Annotated in this window: 12 protein-coding genes; 11 read left to right on the top strand and 1 reads right to left on the bottom strand. The window is 62.2% G+C overall.

Features of this window, described 5'->3' with window-relative positions:
- Positions 1 to 85 precede the first annotated feature (85 nt).
- The 11 genes from K5607_RS08810 (at position 86) to K5607_RS08760 (ending at position 13,547) form a co-directional block, all read left to right on the top strand.
- Positions 86 to 1,987 (top strand): DUF4178 domain-containing protein, encoded by a 1,902-nt coding sequence (locus tag K5607_RS08810; protein ID WP_221048828.1) that lies wholly within the window; start codon positions 86 to 88, stop codon positions 1,985 to 1,987.
- 52 nt (positions 1,988 to 2,039) lie between these two features.
- On the top strand, positions 2,040 to 2,180 hold the full coding sequence (locus K5607_RS08805) for a hypothetical protein (RefSeq protein WP_221048827.1): 141 nt from the start codon (positions 2,040 to 2,042) through the stop codon (positions 2,178 to 2,180).
- A 19-nt stretch (positions 2,181 to 2,199) separates the two neighbouring features.
- Positions 2,200 to 2,415, top strand: coding sequence for a DUF350 domain-containing protein (locus K5607_RS08800; RefSeq protein ID WP_054772733.1), 216 nt, complete (start codon positions 2,200 to 2,202; stop codon positions 2,413 to 2,415).
- The gene (locus K5607_RS08795; protein ID WP_054772723.1) at positions 2,408 to 2,731 is read left to right on the top strand and encodes a 7(1) septoil knot domain-containing protein; all 324 of its coding nucleotides are present in this window, start codon (positions 2,408 to 2,410) and stop codon (positions 2,729 to 2,731) included. Before K5607_RS08800 ends, K5607_RS08795 begins: the two co-directional genes overlap by 8 nt.
- On the top strand, positions 2,732 to 4,273 hold the full coding sequence (locus tag K5607_RS08790) for a polyamine aminopropyltransferase (protein WP_221048826.1): 1,542 nt from the start codon (positions 2,732 to 2,734) through the stop codon (positions 4,271 to 4,273).
- A gap of 95 nt (positions 4,274 to 4,368) precedes the next feature.
- Positions 4,369 to 6,360: a biofilm regulation protein phosphatase SiaA gene (siaA, locus tag K5607_RS08785; RefSeq protein ID WP_221048825.1), complete on the top strand. Its 1,992-nt coding sequence runs from the start codon at positions 4,369 to 4,371 to the stop codon at positions 6,358 to 6,360.
- Positions 6,361 to 6,393: 33 nt separating this feature from the next.
- Complete coding sequence (gene siaB, locus K5607_RS08780; protein ID WP_054772724.1) at positions 6,394 to 6,930, top strand: biofilm regulation protein kinase SiaB; 537 nt, start codon at positions 6,394 to 6,396, stop codon at positions 6,928 to 6,930.
- Between the two features lie 22 nt (positions 6,931 to 6,952).
- Complete coding sequence (siaC, locus tag K5607_RS08775) at positions 6,953 to 7,333, top strand: biofilm regulation phosphoprotein SiaC (protein ID WP_054772725.1); 381 nt, start codon at positions 6,953 to 6,955, stop codon at positions 7,331 to 7,333.
- Positions 7,334 to 7,335: 2 nt separating this feature from the next.
- On the top strand, positions 7,336 to 8,121 hold the full coding sequence (gene siaD, locus K5607_RS08770; RefSeq protein ID WP_054772734.1) for a biofilm regulation diguanylate cyclase SiaD: 786 nt from the start codon (positions 7,336 to 7,338) through the stop codon (positions 8,119 to 8,121).
- Positions 8,122 to 8,149: 28 nt separating this feature from the next.
- Positions 8,150 to 9,757, top strand: a complete 1,608-nt coding sequence (locus tag K5607_RS08765) for an FAD-dependent oxidoreductase (RefSeq protein WP_054772726.1) — start codon at positions 8,150 to 8,152, stop codon at positions 9,755 to 9,757.
- 118 nt (positions 9,758 to 9,875) lie between these two features.
- Positions 9,876 to 13,547 carry a response regulator gene (locus K5607_RS08760; RefSeq protein WP_054772727.1) on the top strand — a complete coding sequence of 1,224 codons (3,672 nt, stop codon included), beginning with the start codon at positions 9,876 to 9,878 and terminating at the stop codon, positions 13,545 to 13,547.
- Between the two features lie 30 nt (positions 13,548 to 13,577).
- Here K5607_RS08760 and K5607_RS08755 read toward each other — a convergent pair whose 3' ends face one another.
- Positions 13,578 to 14,579 carry a DUF475 domain-containing protein gene (locus K5607_RS08755; protein ID WP_054772735.1) on the bottom strand — a complete coding sequence of 334 codons (1,002 nt, stop codon included), beginning with the start codon at positions 14,577 to 14,579 and terminating at the stop codon, positions 13,578 to 13,580.
- Positions 14,580 to 14,606 lie beyond the last annotated feature (27 nt).

Here is a 14,606-nt window from a genome sequence, read left to right as displayed (position 1 = left end):
CCTTGGCCGCTCAGCGGCCCGTGACGCAGAGCGTCACCGGAAACGTTCCCACGCTCGAGCGTGGGAACGATAGGGCGATTTTTTTATGAAAACCGCCAATTGCCCTTCCTGCGGCGCACCGGTGGAATTCCGCTGCTCGGTGTCCATATTGGCGGTGTGCGGCTATTGCCGCAGCACCCTGGTGCGCCACGGCACCGATCTGGAAAACCTCGGCAAAATGGCCGAACTGCTGGACGACCAGTCGCTGATCCAGCTCGGCACGGAAGGCAGCTACCGCGGCGTGCGCTTCGCCGTGGTGGGCCGTATCCAACTGCGCTACAGCGCGGGGCTGTGGAACGAATGGCACTTATTGTTCGACAACCAGCGTTCCGGTTGGCTGGGGGAGGCCAACGGCCAGTATTTCGTCACCTTCCTCAGCGCGACCAAGGACGCGCTACCCGCCTACGCCGATTTATACGTCGGCCAGCAGATCCGCCTGCAGGGCCGCGACTACCACGTCGCCAACCTGGATTCCAGCCGCTGCATCGGCGGGGCAGGGGAGCTGCCCTTCATGGTCGGCGAAGGCTACGACACCCAAGTGGCGGATTTGCGCAGCGATACCCGCTTCGCCACCTTGGACTACAGCGAAACGCCGCCCTTGCTATTCCTCGGCGAAGGCGTCGAGTTCGACAGCCTCAAACTGGCCAACCTGCGCGCCGAACCGCAAAAGGCCGCTCTGGCGGCCGGCCAGGTGAAGAGTTTCCAATGCCCGCAGTGCGCGGCCCCGCTGCAAATCCACTCCGACCAAATCGAAACCGTGGCTTGCGGCAGTTGCGAGTCCATACTGGACGCGGCGGATCCCAACTACAGCGTCATCTCCCGCTTCCGCGCCGCCGCCAAAATCAAGCCCACCGTTGCGCTGGGCAGCCGCGGCCGTTTCGAGGGTGCGGACTTCGACGTAATCGGCTATTTGCGCCGCCGCGACACGCAATGGGGGGCGGAGTGGGGCGAATACCTGCTGCTCAACCCGGAAAAAGGCTTCCGCTGGCTGGTGGAGTCGAAAGGGCACTGGTCCTACGTCCGCACCCTTAACCGCCAGCCCATGGAAAAGCTGGCCTGGGGCAAGCCGGTGGCGCAATTGCTCGGCAAGAACTACAAACACTTCGAGAACAGCGCGGCCGAGGTGAGTTACGTGGTGGGGGAGTTCTACTGGCGCGTCAAAGTGGGCGAAACCGTGCGCATCACTGATTACGTCAACCCGCCCCAGGTGTTGTCGGAGGAAAGGACCGACCAGGAGGCCGTTTGGTCCCTGGGCGAATACCTGGCGCCGGAAACGGTGCAGCAGGCCTTCGCCTCGAAGCAAGCCTTGCCCAAGCCCATCGGCGTCGCCCTCAATCAACCGTGGCCCCACGCCGAGGCGTCGCGCCGCACCTGGCTGTGGTTCGGCCTATTCGCCGTGCTGTTGACGCTCATCCAAGTGGGCTCCATGGTGCTTTCCTCGGGCAAGACAGTGTATGAAACCACTTTGCCGCTGCCCTTGGGGGCCGGCCAGGAGGACTTCGAGTCGGAGCCTTTCCAAGTGAGCGGCCGCCCCAGCAACGTCGAAATCCGCTCCAGCGCCAACGTCGACAACAGCTGGGTCTATTTGAATTTGCAGCTGGTGGAGGCCGATACCGGCGCCGTCCGTACCCTGGGCCGCGAAATCAGCTATTACCACGGAGTGGACGGGGGAGAAAGCTGGTCGGAGGGCGGCACCGACGACGAGGCGGTGGTTTTCGACGTGCCCGCCGGCCGCTATTACCTCGTCGTCGACCCGGAGCTGCCCAGCGACTTCCGCGGCGCCAACGTGCGCCTGCGAGTCGTGCGCGACGTGCCCAGCGCAGCCAATTACTGGATCGCCCTGCTGCTGCTGTCCCTCTGGCCCTTGGGCTATTGGTGGCGCAAAAACCGCTTCGAAATCGAACGGTGGAAGGACAGCGATCATCCCTTGGCGAGCGAGGGAGATTAACGTGGGGGGGGGCAGCCGCCGCCACACCGCCGATGAAAGAGAGAGGCCGCTAATGGACCGTTTCTACCAAGCCAAAGGCATCGTGCTGCTGATGCTGTTCGCCTACGCCCAATACCACGGTTGGAGCGTGTTCGGTTCCGACGAGGACAAATCGGCGCCCCGCACCCTGGGCTCCAGCGTTTATCACAAATAACTTCAAGAGGACCGCGATCATGGAATTCCTGCATCTGGACTGGCTACTCAACGCCCTGGTGTTTTCGCTGCTGGGCGTCGTCGTGTTCTGGGTCAGTTTCGTCGTCATCGACAAACTGACGCCTTACGACCTGTGGCGGGAGATCATCAAGGAACGAAACCAGCCCCTGGCTACCATCGTCGCGGCCATGTGCCTGGGCGTGGCCATCATCGTGGCCGCCGCGATACATGGCTAAGCGTCGATCGTTTTCGGCCGGGTTGTGTCTGCTGTTGGCCGCTTCGGCGGCGGAGGCCGGTAAAGTAGGCGGCGACTGCACATTCAACGGCAAGCCGCTGTGGGGCAAGGTGCAATGGGTCGGCGCGTTCGCCGATATCAAGGTGCAGGTGGTGAATGCGTTCCCCGACGTGAAGGTACAGAAAGTGGCGGCGTTTCCCGACGCTTGCGGCAAATGGCAGGAAGTGGACGCTTTCCCCGACATCAAGGCGCAGCGCGTCACCGCATTCCCCGATATCACCATCCAGTATGTCGATGCATTTCCCGGCGTTCCCTGAGTGAAATCCGAACAAAACGCCGCGGCCGATACGCGCGAAGGGCTGAGGCAATACGCCCTCTTGTTCGCCGTTTTCGTCATCGCCTCCTGCGGCCTGGCCTACGAGTTAATCGCCGGAGCCTTGTCCAGCTATTTGCTGGGAGACTCGGTCACCCAATTCTCCACCGTCATCGGCGCCTATCTGTTCGCCATGGGCATCGGCTCCTACCTGTCCCGTTATGTGACGGCGGAGCTGGTGCGCCGTTTCGTGCAGATCGAGCTGATGGTCGGATTGCTGGGCGGATTTTCCTCCCTGGCGCTGTTCCTGCTGTTCGCTTACGTGTCGGAGCCGTTCAAGCTGGCGCTGTACCTGCTGGTCCTGCTGACCGGCGTGCTGGTGGGGCTGGAAATCCCGCTGGTCATGCGGATATTGAAGGAGCGCCTGGCCTTCGAGACGTTGGTGGCCGAGGTGCTTACCTTCGATTACCTGGGAGCCCTGCTGGTATCCTTGGCTTTTCCCCTGGTCCTGGTCCCCCAGGTGGGGCTGGTGCGTTCGGGGCTGCTGTTCGGCCTGTTGAACGCCGCCGTCGCGCTGTGGACGGTACGGCTGTTCGCCAAGGATTTGCCGGCCCGGCACGGATTGCACGCTCAGTGCGGCGTGGCGCTGGCCTTGCTGGTCGCCGGACTGGGGGGAGCCGAGCGGCTCAGCGCCTTGGCGGAACAGAATATCTACGCCGATACCATCGTCTACGCCAAATCGACGCCTTACCAGCGCATGGTGCTGACCCGCTGGAAGGACGACCTGCGCCTGTTTCTCAACGGCAACCTGCAATTCAGCTCCCAGGACGAGTACCGCTACCACGAGGCTTTGGTGCATCCTGGCATGGCGTCGGTACGGGCGCGGCGGGTGCTGGTGTTGGGCGGCGGCGACGGCCTGGCCCTACGCGAACTGCTCAAATACCCCGAGTTGGAGTCGATCCAATTGGTGGATTTGGACGCGGAAATGACGCGACTGTTTTCCACCGCGCCGTTTCTGCGCCGGCTCAACGGCGACGCCTTCGCTTCGCCCAAGGTTAAGGTCGCCAACGAGGACGCGTTGTTGTGGCTAGAGCGGACGGCAGAAACGTTCGATTTCATCGTGGTGGATTTCCCCGACCCCTCCAATTTCGCCGTGGGAAAACTGTACACCACGGCTTTTTACCGCCTGCTGGAAAAGCACCTGTCCAGTCAGGGGCTGGCGGTGATCCAAGCCACCTCGCCCTATTACGCCCGCCAATCCTACTGGTGCGTGGTGGCTACCTTGGAAGAGGCGGGGCTGGCAACCACGCCGTACCACGCCATGGTGCCGTCCTTCGGCGAGTGGGGGTATATTCTCGCCGGCCGCCGGCCGGTGACGCCCCCCACCGCGTATGCGGTCGCGACCCGTTTCCTGACGGCGGATAGCGCGCCGCAGCTGTTCCAGTTCCCCAAGGATATGCAGCGCGTGCCGGCCGAGCCCAACCGCCTCAATAACCAGGTGTTGGTGCGTTATTTCGAGGAGGAGTGGCGGCGGGTGCTGCATTAATGGCGGCGCCACTTGCCGTAATAGGGACAAACGGCTAGATTGGCCGCTCCGCCTTCACCGAACCGCCATTGCTGCAAAGCCTCGATTGATGTCCGATGTTGAATCTACGCGGTAAATCCATCCTGGCCCTGGTGGCCACCTGCGTGTTGTCCGGCCTCTTGGCCGGCGCCATCGGCTGGCAAGCCGTCAGCTCCATCCGGCATTACCTCGGCACCTCTCTGGCTCGCAACCTGACCCTGCTCAACCGTGAGCGCATCGTCGCCCCGGTGCAACGGGAACTGGCCCTGTCGCTGCGCCTGGCAAAATCGGAACTGGTGCGCCAGTGGCTGTTGGACGAAGGCAACGCGGCCAAAAAAACGCTGGCGTTCCGCGAGGCGGAAAGCTTCCGCCGGGACTTCACCGACCGGTCTTATTTCCTCATTTCGGCACTCTCCAACAATTATTATTTCAACGACGACAAGAGCGCGTTCGACGATTCGCCCCGTTATCGGCTGGTGCCGAACCTGGACAAGGACCAATGGTTTTTCACCACCATTGCCGAAACGGAGCTGTTTAACGTCAATGTGGATATAGACGTCAGCCTGAAACTCACCAAAATTTGGCTCAACGTCATCGTCGAAGACAACGGACGCAAAATCGGCTTGGTGGGCAGCGGTCTCGACCTTACCGACTTTTTGCGCCGTTTCGTCGACCAGGCGGAGCCGGGCATCACGCCCATCATCCTCGACGGCAAAGGCGCCATTCAGGCCCATCCCGACTACTCCCTGATCGCCTACAACTCCGCCACCAAGGAAGCGGCCGCCGAACATTCCGTATTCGGCTTGCTGGAACGGCCGCAGGACGCGGATCTGGCGCGCGACGCCCTGGCCGACGCCGCCGGCCACCCCGGCGGCGTGCGCTTGTTCGAAGCCGAATTCCACGGCAAGCCCCACATCGTGGCGGTTTCCTACATTCCCGAGCTGCACTGGCACGTCTTGACCGCCGTGGACTTGGCGGTGGCGGAATTGGTCGATCTCAGCCTGCTGATACCCGCCATGTTCGCTGCGGCAGCCTTGTTGATCTCGGTGGGCTTCGGCTTCAGCTTCGCCGTGAACCGCCTGGTGTTCCGCCCCCTGGCCAAGCTGACGCTGTCCGCCCGCGCCATGGCCGCCGGCAACTACAGCGTCGCCTTGCCGCCGTCCAGCGGCGACGAGATCGGCGCGCTCACCGACGCGTTCGCGTCCATGGTGGCGAAAGTCCAGGGCCATACGGAAGAGTTGGAGGAGACGGTGAAAAGCCGCACCCACGACTTGGTCCTGGCGAACCGTAAGATGGCGCTGGCCCACAAGCAGATTCACGATTCCATTGCCTATGCCAGCCTGATTCAGCGCGCGATTTTGCCGGAGCGCTCCCTGGCGGCGGCATTCGGCGACGAACATTTCGTTTTATGGCGTCCCCGCGACGTGGTGGGGGGGGATTTCTACATTTTTTGCCAGCAAGACGGCCGCTATTTGCTGGGCGTGGCCGATTGCGCCGGCCACGGGGTGGCCGGCGCCTGCATGACCATGCTGGGCCACGCCGCCATCGAACTGGCCATCGCCGAGGCGGGCATGGACGATCCAGCCGGCATCCTGGCGCGCACCGACCAAGCCCTACGCGCCATGTTGGGCAGCGGCCATCATCCCCATGGGGTGGCCACCCACATGGAGGCCGGCTTGGTTTACGTGGATCAGGCGGCCGGGCAAGCGGTATTCGCCGGCGCCAAGATCGCCTTGTACTGGAACTGCGGGGAAGAGGTCGGCAGCATCAAAGGCGCCCGGCGCGCCTTGGCGGAGCGGCGCCCGGGCCAGTTCGCCAACGAAGCGGTTCCGCTGCGGAACGATACCGTCTTTTATCTAACCACCGACGGGTTGCTGGATCAAAGCGGCGGAGACAAGGGTTTCGGTTTCGGCACCACGCGCTTCACCGAATGGGTGCAGCAACAGGCGGGCCGGCGAGTGACGGAGCAACAGCGTTGGTTCGAGTCCTCCCTGGCCGAATGGCAAGGCGAAAACCCGCAACGGGACGATATTACGCTGCTGTGCGTCCGCTTTGCCGAACCCAATTGAATATTGACATCGCACGCGTTTAGAGGGGGAAACATGGAGTCGATCGATCTATACGAGCTACAGCAAAGCTATAACCGCAACGGGGTATTGCTATGTTTTAATGGGCCGCTGACCAAGAGCCTGATCGAGGAAATCGGCCATGCGTTACGCAACTACATGCGCAACGAATCGGCCTCCACCTCCATGGACGTGTTCGCCGCCTACATTGAAATGACGCAAAATATACGCCACTACGCCGCCAGCCAAGGTTGGACGGAACAGGAATCGTCCGCGACGGTGGTCATCTCCCAAAACGGCGACGGCCACTACGTCGTTTCCGCCGGCAATACCGTCAATGCCGAGGACGGTCCGCCGCTGGTCGCGCGTATCGAAGCGCTGGCGAGTTTGGACAAGCCGCAATTGAAAGCGGCCTATAAGGATCAGTTGCGCAAGCCCAGGGAAGAGGGCAGCGCGTCGGGCGCCGGCCTGGGGTTGTTGGATATCGCGCGCAAAGCCTCTTCCCCGTTCGCCTGCTCCTTGCGTGAGCTGGGCAACGGACGCGCCTTTTTTACTTTGATTGCCACCATTTAATGTCTCACTGGAGCACCCGCCCATGGGCGACCTAAAAATCGACGGTACCTCATCCACTCCCACTATCCTGTGCAATGGCGAGGCAGGGGTATTGGAAATGCGGGGGGATTCCTATCCGGAAAACTCATTCGAATTTTTCACCCCGGTGCTCGCCTGGGTGGAGGACTTCATTTGCCACAGCGACAAGCCGTTTACCGCCAATTTACACCTGCTGTATCTCAACACCAGCAGCGTTAAAGCCATGATGGACATTTTCGACATGCTGGAGGAAGCTCATCGCCAGGGGCGGCAGGTGTCGGTCAACTGGTTCTACGACGAGGAAAACGAGCGGGTGGCGGATCTGGCGGAGGAGTTCAAGGAAGACTGCACTTTTCCCTTCGTCATCACCCCGAACGTCGCGTGAACATGCGCAAGGGGCACGACATCGAGCAAACGGTCGAGACGCTGCTGGCCGATCCGCAGTACGACGGCCATCCCCTGCACCAAGCGCTGGCGGACCTCTATAAGGAATTCCAGCAGCAAGTAAAGCAAATCGACCGCGTTACCCGTATCTCCGACCATTACCAAAGCGCCGCCCGCGAAACCAATCTGTCTCTGAGCGACCGATGCCGGCGTCAGCTCAAATACTTGGAGAAGGTCGCGCGCATATCCGACGGCTATCAATCGCTGATGCGGGACCGGCAAGAGACGTTAAGGGAGGAGTCCTTGCGCGACTCCCTCACCGGCCTGGGCAATCGCCGCATGCTGCAAAACCGCTTGAAGGCGGAAGCCTCGCGCTTGGATCGTTATCGCTTGCCTTTGACCTTGGTGATGGTGGACGTCGACCACTTCAAGGCGATCAACGACACCCACGGGCACGACGCCGGCGACAAGGTGCTGGCGACCATCGCGCGGGTGTTCGAAGCAGGGTTGCGCGACTACGACATTTGCGGGCGCTGGGGCGGCGAGGAGTTTCTCATCATCATGCCGGAACAGGCGTCCGACGTGGCGGGCGATATCGTCGAACGCCTGCGTCAAACGGTTGAATCCACGAATATCCGCATCGGCGAGCAAGTGATCGGCGTTACCGCCAGCTTCGGCATCGCCCATCGCCACCCCGGCGAGGATGTCGCGGAGACCCTGCAACGCGCCGACCAGGCCTTGCTGACGGCGAAGCGGGCAGGGCGCAACCGCTGCGAAACGGCCAACTGACGCGGGATAGACCTCGGGAGGTTTAGCCGTGAACCGCCGCGAATTCCTCGCCGCCGGATTGAGCCTGCCTTGGCTGGCCGGCTGCCGGGGCGGCAGCGGGACAGGGGAGATTCCCGGCGGTTTCGTCGATCCCGATCATTCCCTGGGCCATCGTCTGCGCGACGGCGCCTTACTCTCCACGCCGCCCGGCGAAATCATAAAAATCCCCGCGCTGATCGCCGGCGGCGGCATCGCCGGACTGTCCGCCGCTTGGTGGCTGCAGCGCCACGGTTTCGACGATTTCACGCTGCTGGAAATGGAAAGCCATGTGGGCGGCAACGCCCATTGGGGCCAGTCCTCCGTGTCCGCCTATCCTTGGGGCGCCCATTATTTGCCGTTGCCGACGCGGGAATCCCGGGTAATACGGGAGCTGCTGTCCGATCTGGGCGTCATCGAAGGCGATCCCCACGCCGAACGCCCGCGCTACCAGGAGCGCTATTTGTGCAACGTGCCTCAGGAACGGTTGTATCGCAACGGATTGTGGCAGGAAGGGCTTGCGCCAAGCCGGGGGATGTCACGGCGCGACAGGGATCAACACCGCCGCTTCGAGGAGTGGATGGCGGCTTTCAGGGCGCGGCGGGGTCTTCACGGACAAAAAGCCTTCGCCATTCCCATGGAGTCCAGCGCCCGCGACGCGGATTTGTTGGCGTTGGATCGGTTGTCCCTGCGCGATTGGTTGTTGCAACAGGGCTTGGACGCGCCGACCCTGCATTGGTACGCCAATTACGCCTGCCGGGACGATTATGGCTGCGACTACAACCGGGTGTCGGCGTGGGCCGGAATCCATTATTTCGCCAGCCGCGACGGAGTCGGCGAACATGCCGACCTCGGCACCGTGCTGACTTGGCCCGAAGGCAACGGTTGGCTGGTGCGCCAACTGCAAACCCGTTTGGCAAACAGGTTGCGCACCGGCGCGGCGGTATTCCGTATGGAGCGGCAGGGCGAGCGGGTGGCGGTGGACGTGTGGCTGGCCGAGCAAGAACGGTCCGTGCGCTACCTGGCGGACCACGTTATTTGGGCGGCGCCGTTGTTCCTGTTGCCCGGCGTGCTGGCCAATTGTCCGGCCGGCGTACGGCAAGCGATCGCCGGCATGGAATATTCGCCCTGGGTGGTCGCGAATCTGGTGCTCAAGGCTTTCCCCGAGGAAAAACACGGCGTGCCGCTGAGTTGGGACAATGTGTTGTACGACAGCCCATCCCTCGGCTACGTGGTCGCCACCCACCAGCAGTGGCGGATGCAGGGCGAAGGCAGCGTGTTTACCTGGTACCACGCGTTGAGCACCGGCTCGCCGCAGCAGGCGCGGCGCGAGTTGATGGCGTCCGACTGGCGCTATTGGCGCAATTTCGTGTTGGCCGACCTGGGCAACGTCTACGGCGACTTGACGTCCCGCGCGGCGGCGCTCTATGTCCGGCGCTACGGCCACGCCATGGCGCGTCCGCTGGTGGGCGCCGTGTGGGGCGAAGCGCGCGGTATGCTGGCGGCGCAGCCGTTGGGGCGTATCCGCTTGGCCCATGCCGACTTGAGCGGCTTTTCGATCTTCGAGGAAGCATGCGATCGAGGCGCTGCCGCCGCAAACGGCGTTTTGTCCGCTATGTGACTTGAGGTAGGCGCCTATTTCCTTAATACTGGTAAAGGTTTTTTCGCCGACTAAGCTAGGTTGTTAGTCATTTTCAGTTATAAGGCGGATTTCCCGCTCGCTAAGATCACCGCCACCCGTGAACCATAAAGACCATCCGCAACGCCATCTGCGCCGCCTCCGTGCGCAGTACTCCCGGCAAATACCGGAAAAAATACGCGAAATATCCGATGCATGGCACGCCGTGCAGGCCGAAGGCATGGTCGAACGCGATGATTTTTTGGCGCTGGCGGATCGGTTGCAGCGCTTGCTGGGTTCCGCCGGCACGTTCGGTTATGCGGCCCTGAGCCAAGTGGCGCAGGGATTCGAGCGATTTCTCCGCAGCGCCGGCGACACGGCGTGCGGTTCTCCGTCCCCCCAGCTAACGGCGCAAATGGAGTCGTTCCTGTCCTGGTTGGACATGGCGCAACGCCTGATGGACGAGGAACGTCTGTCCATGGTGGAAATCGTCGACGACAGCGCGTTTATGTTGCCGACGGCCGAGGATATGGCGCAGCGCAGGGCCCAGGCCGCGGTGTATCTGTTGAAGGCCGACACCGCCTTCAGCCGGGATTTTTGCTTGGGCATGGAGCTGCGCGGTTACCGCGTGCGTCATTTCGACCGGACCGATGCTTTCGCCGCGGCAGTGGCGGAACAGCCTCCCGATGTCGCCATCATGGATGTGGCCTTGGGCGGCGGGCGGGAAGGCCTTGAGTTGGCGGCCGATCTGCGTCGTAGCGGGCAACTGACGGCGCCCATCGTTTTCCTCACCGTGCGCAGCGATTTCCAGTCTCGCCTGGAAGCCGCGCGCGTCGGTTCCGCCCACTATTTCGTCAAGCCCGTGGACATCGAGCAAGTGGCCCACGCCCTGGACGGATTAATCAGCTGCCATGGCGACGAGCCTTGCCGGGTGGCGCTGCTGCAGGACGGCGACGCCGCGGCCAATCCCTATCGCCGTTGGCTGGAGGCCGCCGGCATGTCGGTGACGGTACTCGAAAACCCCGAATCCGTCGTGCGGTTGCTGGACGCCGCGCCGCCGGAACTGCTGCTCATCGACTTGCAGCGTTCGGACTGCTCCGGGGCGGAAGTCGCGGCGGTGGTTCGCCAATTCGACGGTTGCGCCGACATTCCTATTTTGTTGTTGTCCGGCGACGGCCAAACGCCGAGCGCCGCGGGTCTGTACCAGGGCGGGGACGAATACCTGGGCGGGCCCGTGTCGGAAGCGCGGTTGCTGGAATCGGTGAAAGCCAGGGTGCGGCGTTATCGCGACTTGCAATGGGCGGCGCGCCAAGCCCGGCTGGCGGTAAACGACCTGCAAAACTTCAAATTGGCCCTGGATCAACACGCCATCGTCAGCATCACCGACCGCCAGGGCACCATACTTTATGCCAACAACAAATTCTGCCAGATCAGCGGCTATACCCATCAAGAGCTGATTGGCCAAAACCATCGCATCGTCAAAGGCGACATGCCGGCAGAAGTGTATGCCGATTTATGGCGCACTATCGCCGCCGGACGGGAGTGGCGCGGCGAGTTGCGCAACAAGAGCAAGGACGGCCGCTATTACTGGGTGGAGTCCAGCGTGATGCCGCTGGGGCGCGACGCCCATGGCGTTCCCGAACGCTACATCGCCATCCGCACCGAAGTGACCGCCCTTAAACAAGTGCAGGAAGCATTGGCGGAAAGCGACGAAAGGCTGCGACGCAGCCAGTATTACGCCAATGTGGGCACGTGGGATTGGGACATCGCCACCGATCACGTGATTTGCTCCGAGCGGGTCGGCGCCTTGTTCGGCGGTCCCGAAGGCGTGAGCAACCTGAGTTACGAGGATTTCCTCGACGCCGTCCACCCGGACGACAGGGACCAGGTCGCCGCGGCCATGGCCGCCTGCCTGGATTCCGGATTGGCCCTGGACCTCGAGCATCGCGTCTTGTGGCCCGACGCCAGCATCCACTGGCTAAACCACCGGGGCGACGTGACCCGCACGCTGGAAGGCCGTCCCCTGCATTTGTTGGGCGTCGTCACCGACGTGACTTGGCGCAAGCAGGCCGAAGAGACCCTCCTGAAGCAGAAGGAGTTGCTGGAAGTATTGCGCCAAGCGGTGCTGCGCTACATCGGCGAAGAGGACACCCACGATATCGCCGTTTATTTGCTGCGCGCCCTGGTGGATCTCACCGACAGCCAATACGGCCTGCTCGGCGAGGTCAAGTACGACGCGGGCGGTTCGCCGTATTTGTTGACCCAGGCCATGAGCAGCAATGCCGGCGAACAAGCCAGCCGCGCCATGAATCAAGGGCGGAGCGGGCAGGGCGTCGAGATACACAATCTGCACAGCCTGCTGGGCTCCGTCTTGACCAGCGGCAAGCCGGTGCTGAGCAATAACGTGGCGGCGGACCCGCGCGGCAGCGGCATGCTGCCGCAACAACTCGTCGTCAGCACCTTTCTCGGCGTGCCCGTTTACTACGGCGGCCGCATGGTGGCCATGTACGGCATCGCCAATCGCGCGCAAGGCTACGACGACGCCTTGTTGGAATTCCTGCGGCCGTTCGACGCCACGGTGGCCGTAGTGGCGGACGCCATGCGCCGGGCCGACGAGACCCGCGCGCTGCAAGCGCAGGTGCTGCAAGCCAGGGACGAAGCGGAGCGGGCGAGCAGCGCGAAGACCGAGTTTCTGTCGCGCATGAGCCACGAATTGCGCACGCCGCTCAATGCGGTGCTGGGATTCGCCCAGCTGCTGGAAAACGACCCGGACGAACCGTTGAGCAATTGCCAGAAAGACAGCGTCGACCAAATCCTGGTGGCCGGATGGCATTTGCTGAAATTGATCAACGAAGTCTTGGACCTGTCGCGCATCGAATCCGGCAAGGTCTCGCTGGAAGTCGGCGACATGGAGGTGGAACCGTTGCTGGACGAATGCCTAGCCTTGTTGAGCCCGGTAGCCGCCCAGCGAAAGATCCGCATCAATTTGGAACGCGCGTCCGTTCAAGGTTGTTGGCTGCGAGGCGATGAAATGCGTTTCAAGCAGGTGCTGCTCAATCTGCTGTCCAACGCCATCAAGTACAACCGGGAGGGGGGCGACGTGCGCGTCGGCTGCTCACCGGTGGGCGGCGATTACGTCCGAATATCCGTTAGCGATACCGGCGAGGGCCTGACGGAAGAAAAACAAGCGCATTTGTTCGAGGCGTTCAACCGCATGGGCGCGGAGCACAGCGGCGTCGAAGGCACCGGCATCGGCCTGGTGATCGTCAAGCGATTGGTGGAGATGATGGGCGGCGAAATCGGCGTCCATAGCGAGGTGGGGCAGGGCAGCGAGTTCTGGGTAACCCTGCCTCGCGGGCAAGCCGCGGCGGGGCAAGCGTCGGTGGCGATAGCCCCCAGCGCCGAGGAGCGAGTCGCCGTGATTCGCTATAAAGTGCTGTACGTGGAAGATAATGTGGCCAACCTGCGCATGGTGGAACGCCTGTTGGCGCGTTATGCCCAATACGAAATGATGTCGGCGCCGGACGCCGAGCTGGGCGTGGAATTGGCGCGCAGCCATCGGCCGGACTTGATATTGATGGACATCAATTTGCCCGGCATGGACGGCTATGCCGCGTTGCGGTGGTTGCGCGCCCACAAGGAAACCAGTGCGATCCCGGTGGTCGCGCTAAGCGCCAATGCCATGCAAAACGACATACAACGCGGGTTGTCCGCCGGCTTCGATGCTTATCTCGCCAAACCGGTGAGCATGAACGAACTGCTGGATACGCTCGAGCGCTTCACCGCGAGGTAGGGCGACGCAACAGCAGGAACGTTCCTTCCGTTACGCGTCGTTGCCATTGCGGCGCCGGTAGAGTATCGACGACCACAGCGACAGCAGTATAAACCCCAGCCCGATCAACCCCGTCGCCAATTCGGAAACGTGGCTGACCATCCCGATGAGCATGATCAGCGCCAATGAACCGATGGCGTAATGGGCGCCGTGCTCCAAAAATAGATACTCATCCAGCGTGCCTTTTTGCACCAGCATGACCGTTAAGCTACGCACGAACATAGCGCCGATGGAAAGGCCCAGCATGATGATGACGATATCCTTGCTGATGGCGAATGCGCCGATGACGCCGTCGAAAGAAAACGACGCGTCCAGCAATTGCAGATAGATAAACGAGACAAAACCGGCCCCGGCGCCTTTGCCCAGTTGCTGCGCGCTGCCGAACAAGGCCGAAACGCTGCCGACCAATACGTACAGGATGATGCCCCACAGGCCAGCCAGCAGGGCCGGCAGCTTGTCGTCGGCCGGCAGAAAACCCTGGGCGACGATGAGGGTCACCAAAGCCATGATGACCTCGATGGACTCCAGCTTGCCCAGCCGTCCCAGTTGCCGTTCCATCCAACCCAGCCAGTGCAGTTCTTTTTCATCGTTGAAAATGAAAGAGAAAAACACCAGCATCAAATACATGCCCCCGAACGCCGAGATCTGTACGTGAGTCGATGTCAGGCGCCGCGCGTATTCCCCCGGATCGTGCAACGCCAACAGGGTGACCTCCGCCAAACTTTGGCCCGTAACAACGGCGACGATGGCGATGGGAAACAGCAGCCGCATGCCGAATACCGCGATCACCATGCCCCAAGTGAGAAAGTAGCGTTGCCATACCGCGTCCATGCGGCGCAGAACCGCGGCGTTCATCACCGCGTTATCGAAAGAAAGTCCGATTTCCATCACGGCCAGGATGGCCGCCAGAAACAGCGCCACATTGCCGCCCCACCACCATGCCAGCAACAAGCCCGTCACGGTTACGATTAGCGAATACTTGAAATAGTGCACCAGCACAGTCTCCGGGGAAGGGGATAG

This window comes from Methylogaea oryzae (assembly GCF_019669985.1).
Taxonomy (GTDB): Bacteria; Pseudomonadota; Gammaproteobacteria; order Methylococcales; family Methylococcaceae; genus Methylogaea; species Methylogaea oryzae.
The sequence above is the reverse complement of the archived record's forward strand: the minus strand, read 5'-3'. Positions and strand labels throughout refer to the sequence as shown.

What these genes read in the sequence shown, in the direction of transcription:
- K5607_RS08810 (WP_221048828.1), top strand. Translation starts at nt 86, where the DNA reads ATGAAAACCGCCAATTGCCCTTCCTGCGGCGCACCGGTGGAATTCCGC.
- K5607_RS08805 (WP_221048827.1), top strand. Translation starts at nt 2,040, where the DNA reads ATGGACCGTTTCTACCAAGCCAAAGGCATCGTGCTGCTGATGCTGTTC.
- K5607_RS08800 (WP_054772733.1), top strand. Translation starts at nt 2,200, where the DNA reads ATGGAATTCCTGCATCTGGACTGGCTACTCAACGCCCTGGTGTTTTCG.
- K5607_RS08795 (WP_054772723.1), top strand. Translation starts at nt 2,408, where the DNA reads ATGGCTAAGCGTCGATCGTTTTCGGCCGGGTTGTGTCTGCTGTTGGCC.
- siaA (WP_221048825.1), top strand. Translation starts at nt 4,369, where the DNA reads ATGTTGAATCTACGCGGTAAATCCATCCTGGCCCTGGTGGCCACCTGC.
- siaB (WP_054772724.1), top strand. Translation starts at nt 6,394, where the DNA reads ATGGAGTCGATCGATCTATACGAGCTACAGCAAAGCTATAACCGCAAC.
- siaC (WP_054772725.1), top strand. Translation starts at nt 6,953, where the DNA reads ATGGGCGACCTAAAAATCGACGGTACCTCATCCACTCCCACTATCCTG.
- siaD (WP_054772734.1), top strand. Translation starts at nt 7,336, where the DNA reads ATGCGCAAGGGGCACGACATCGAGCAAACGGTCGAGACGCTGCTGGCC.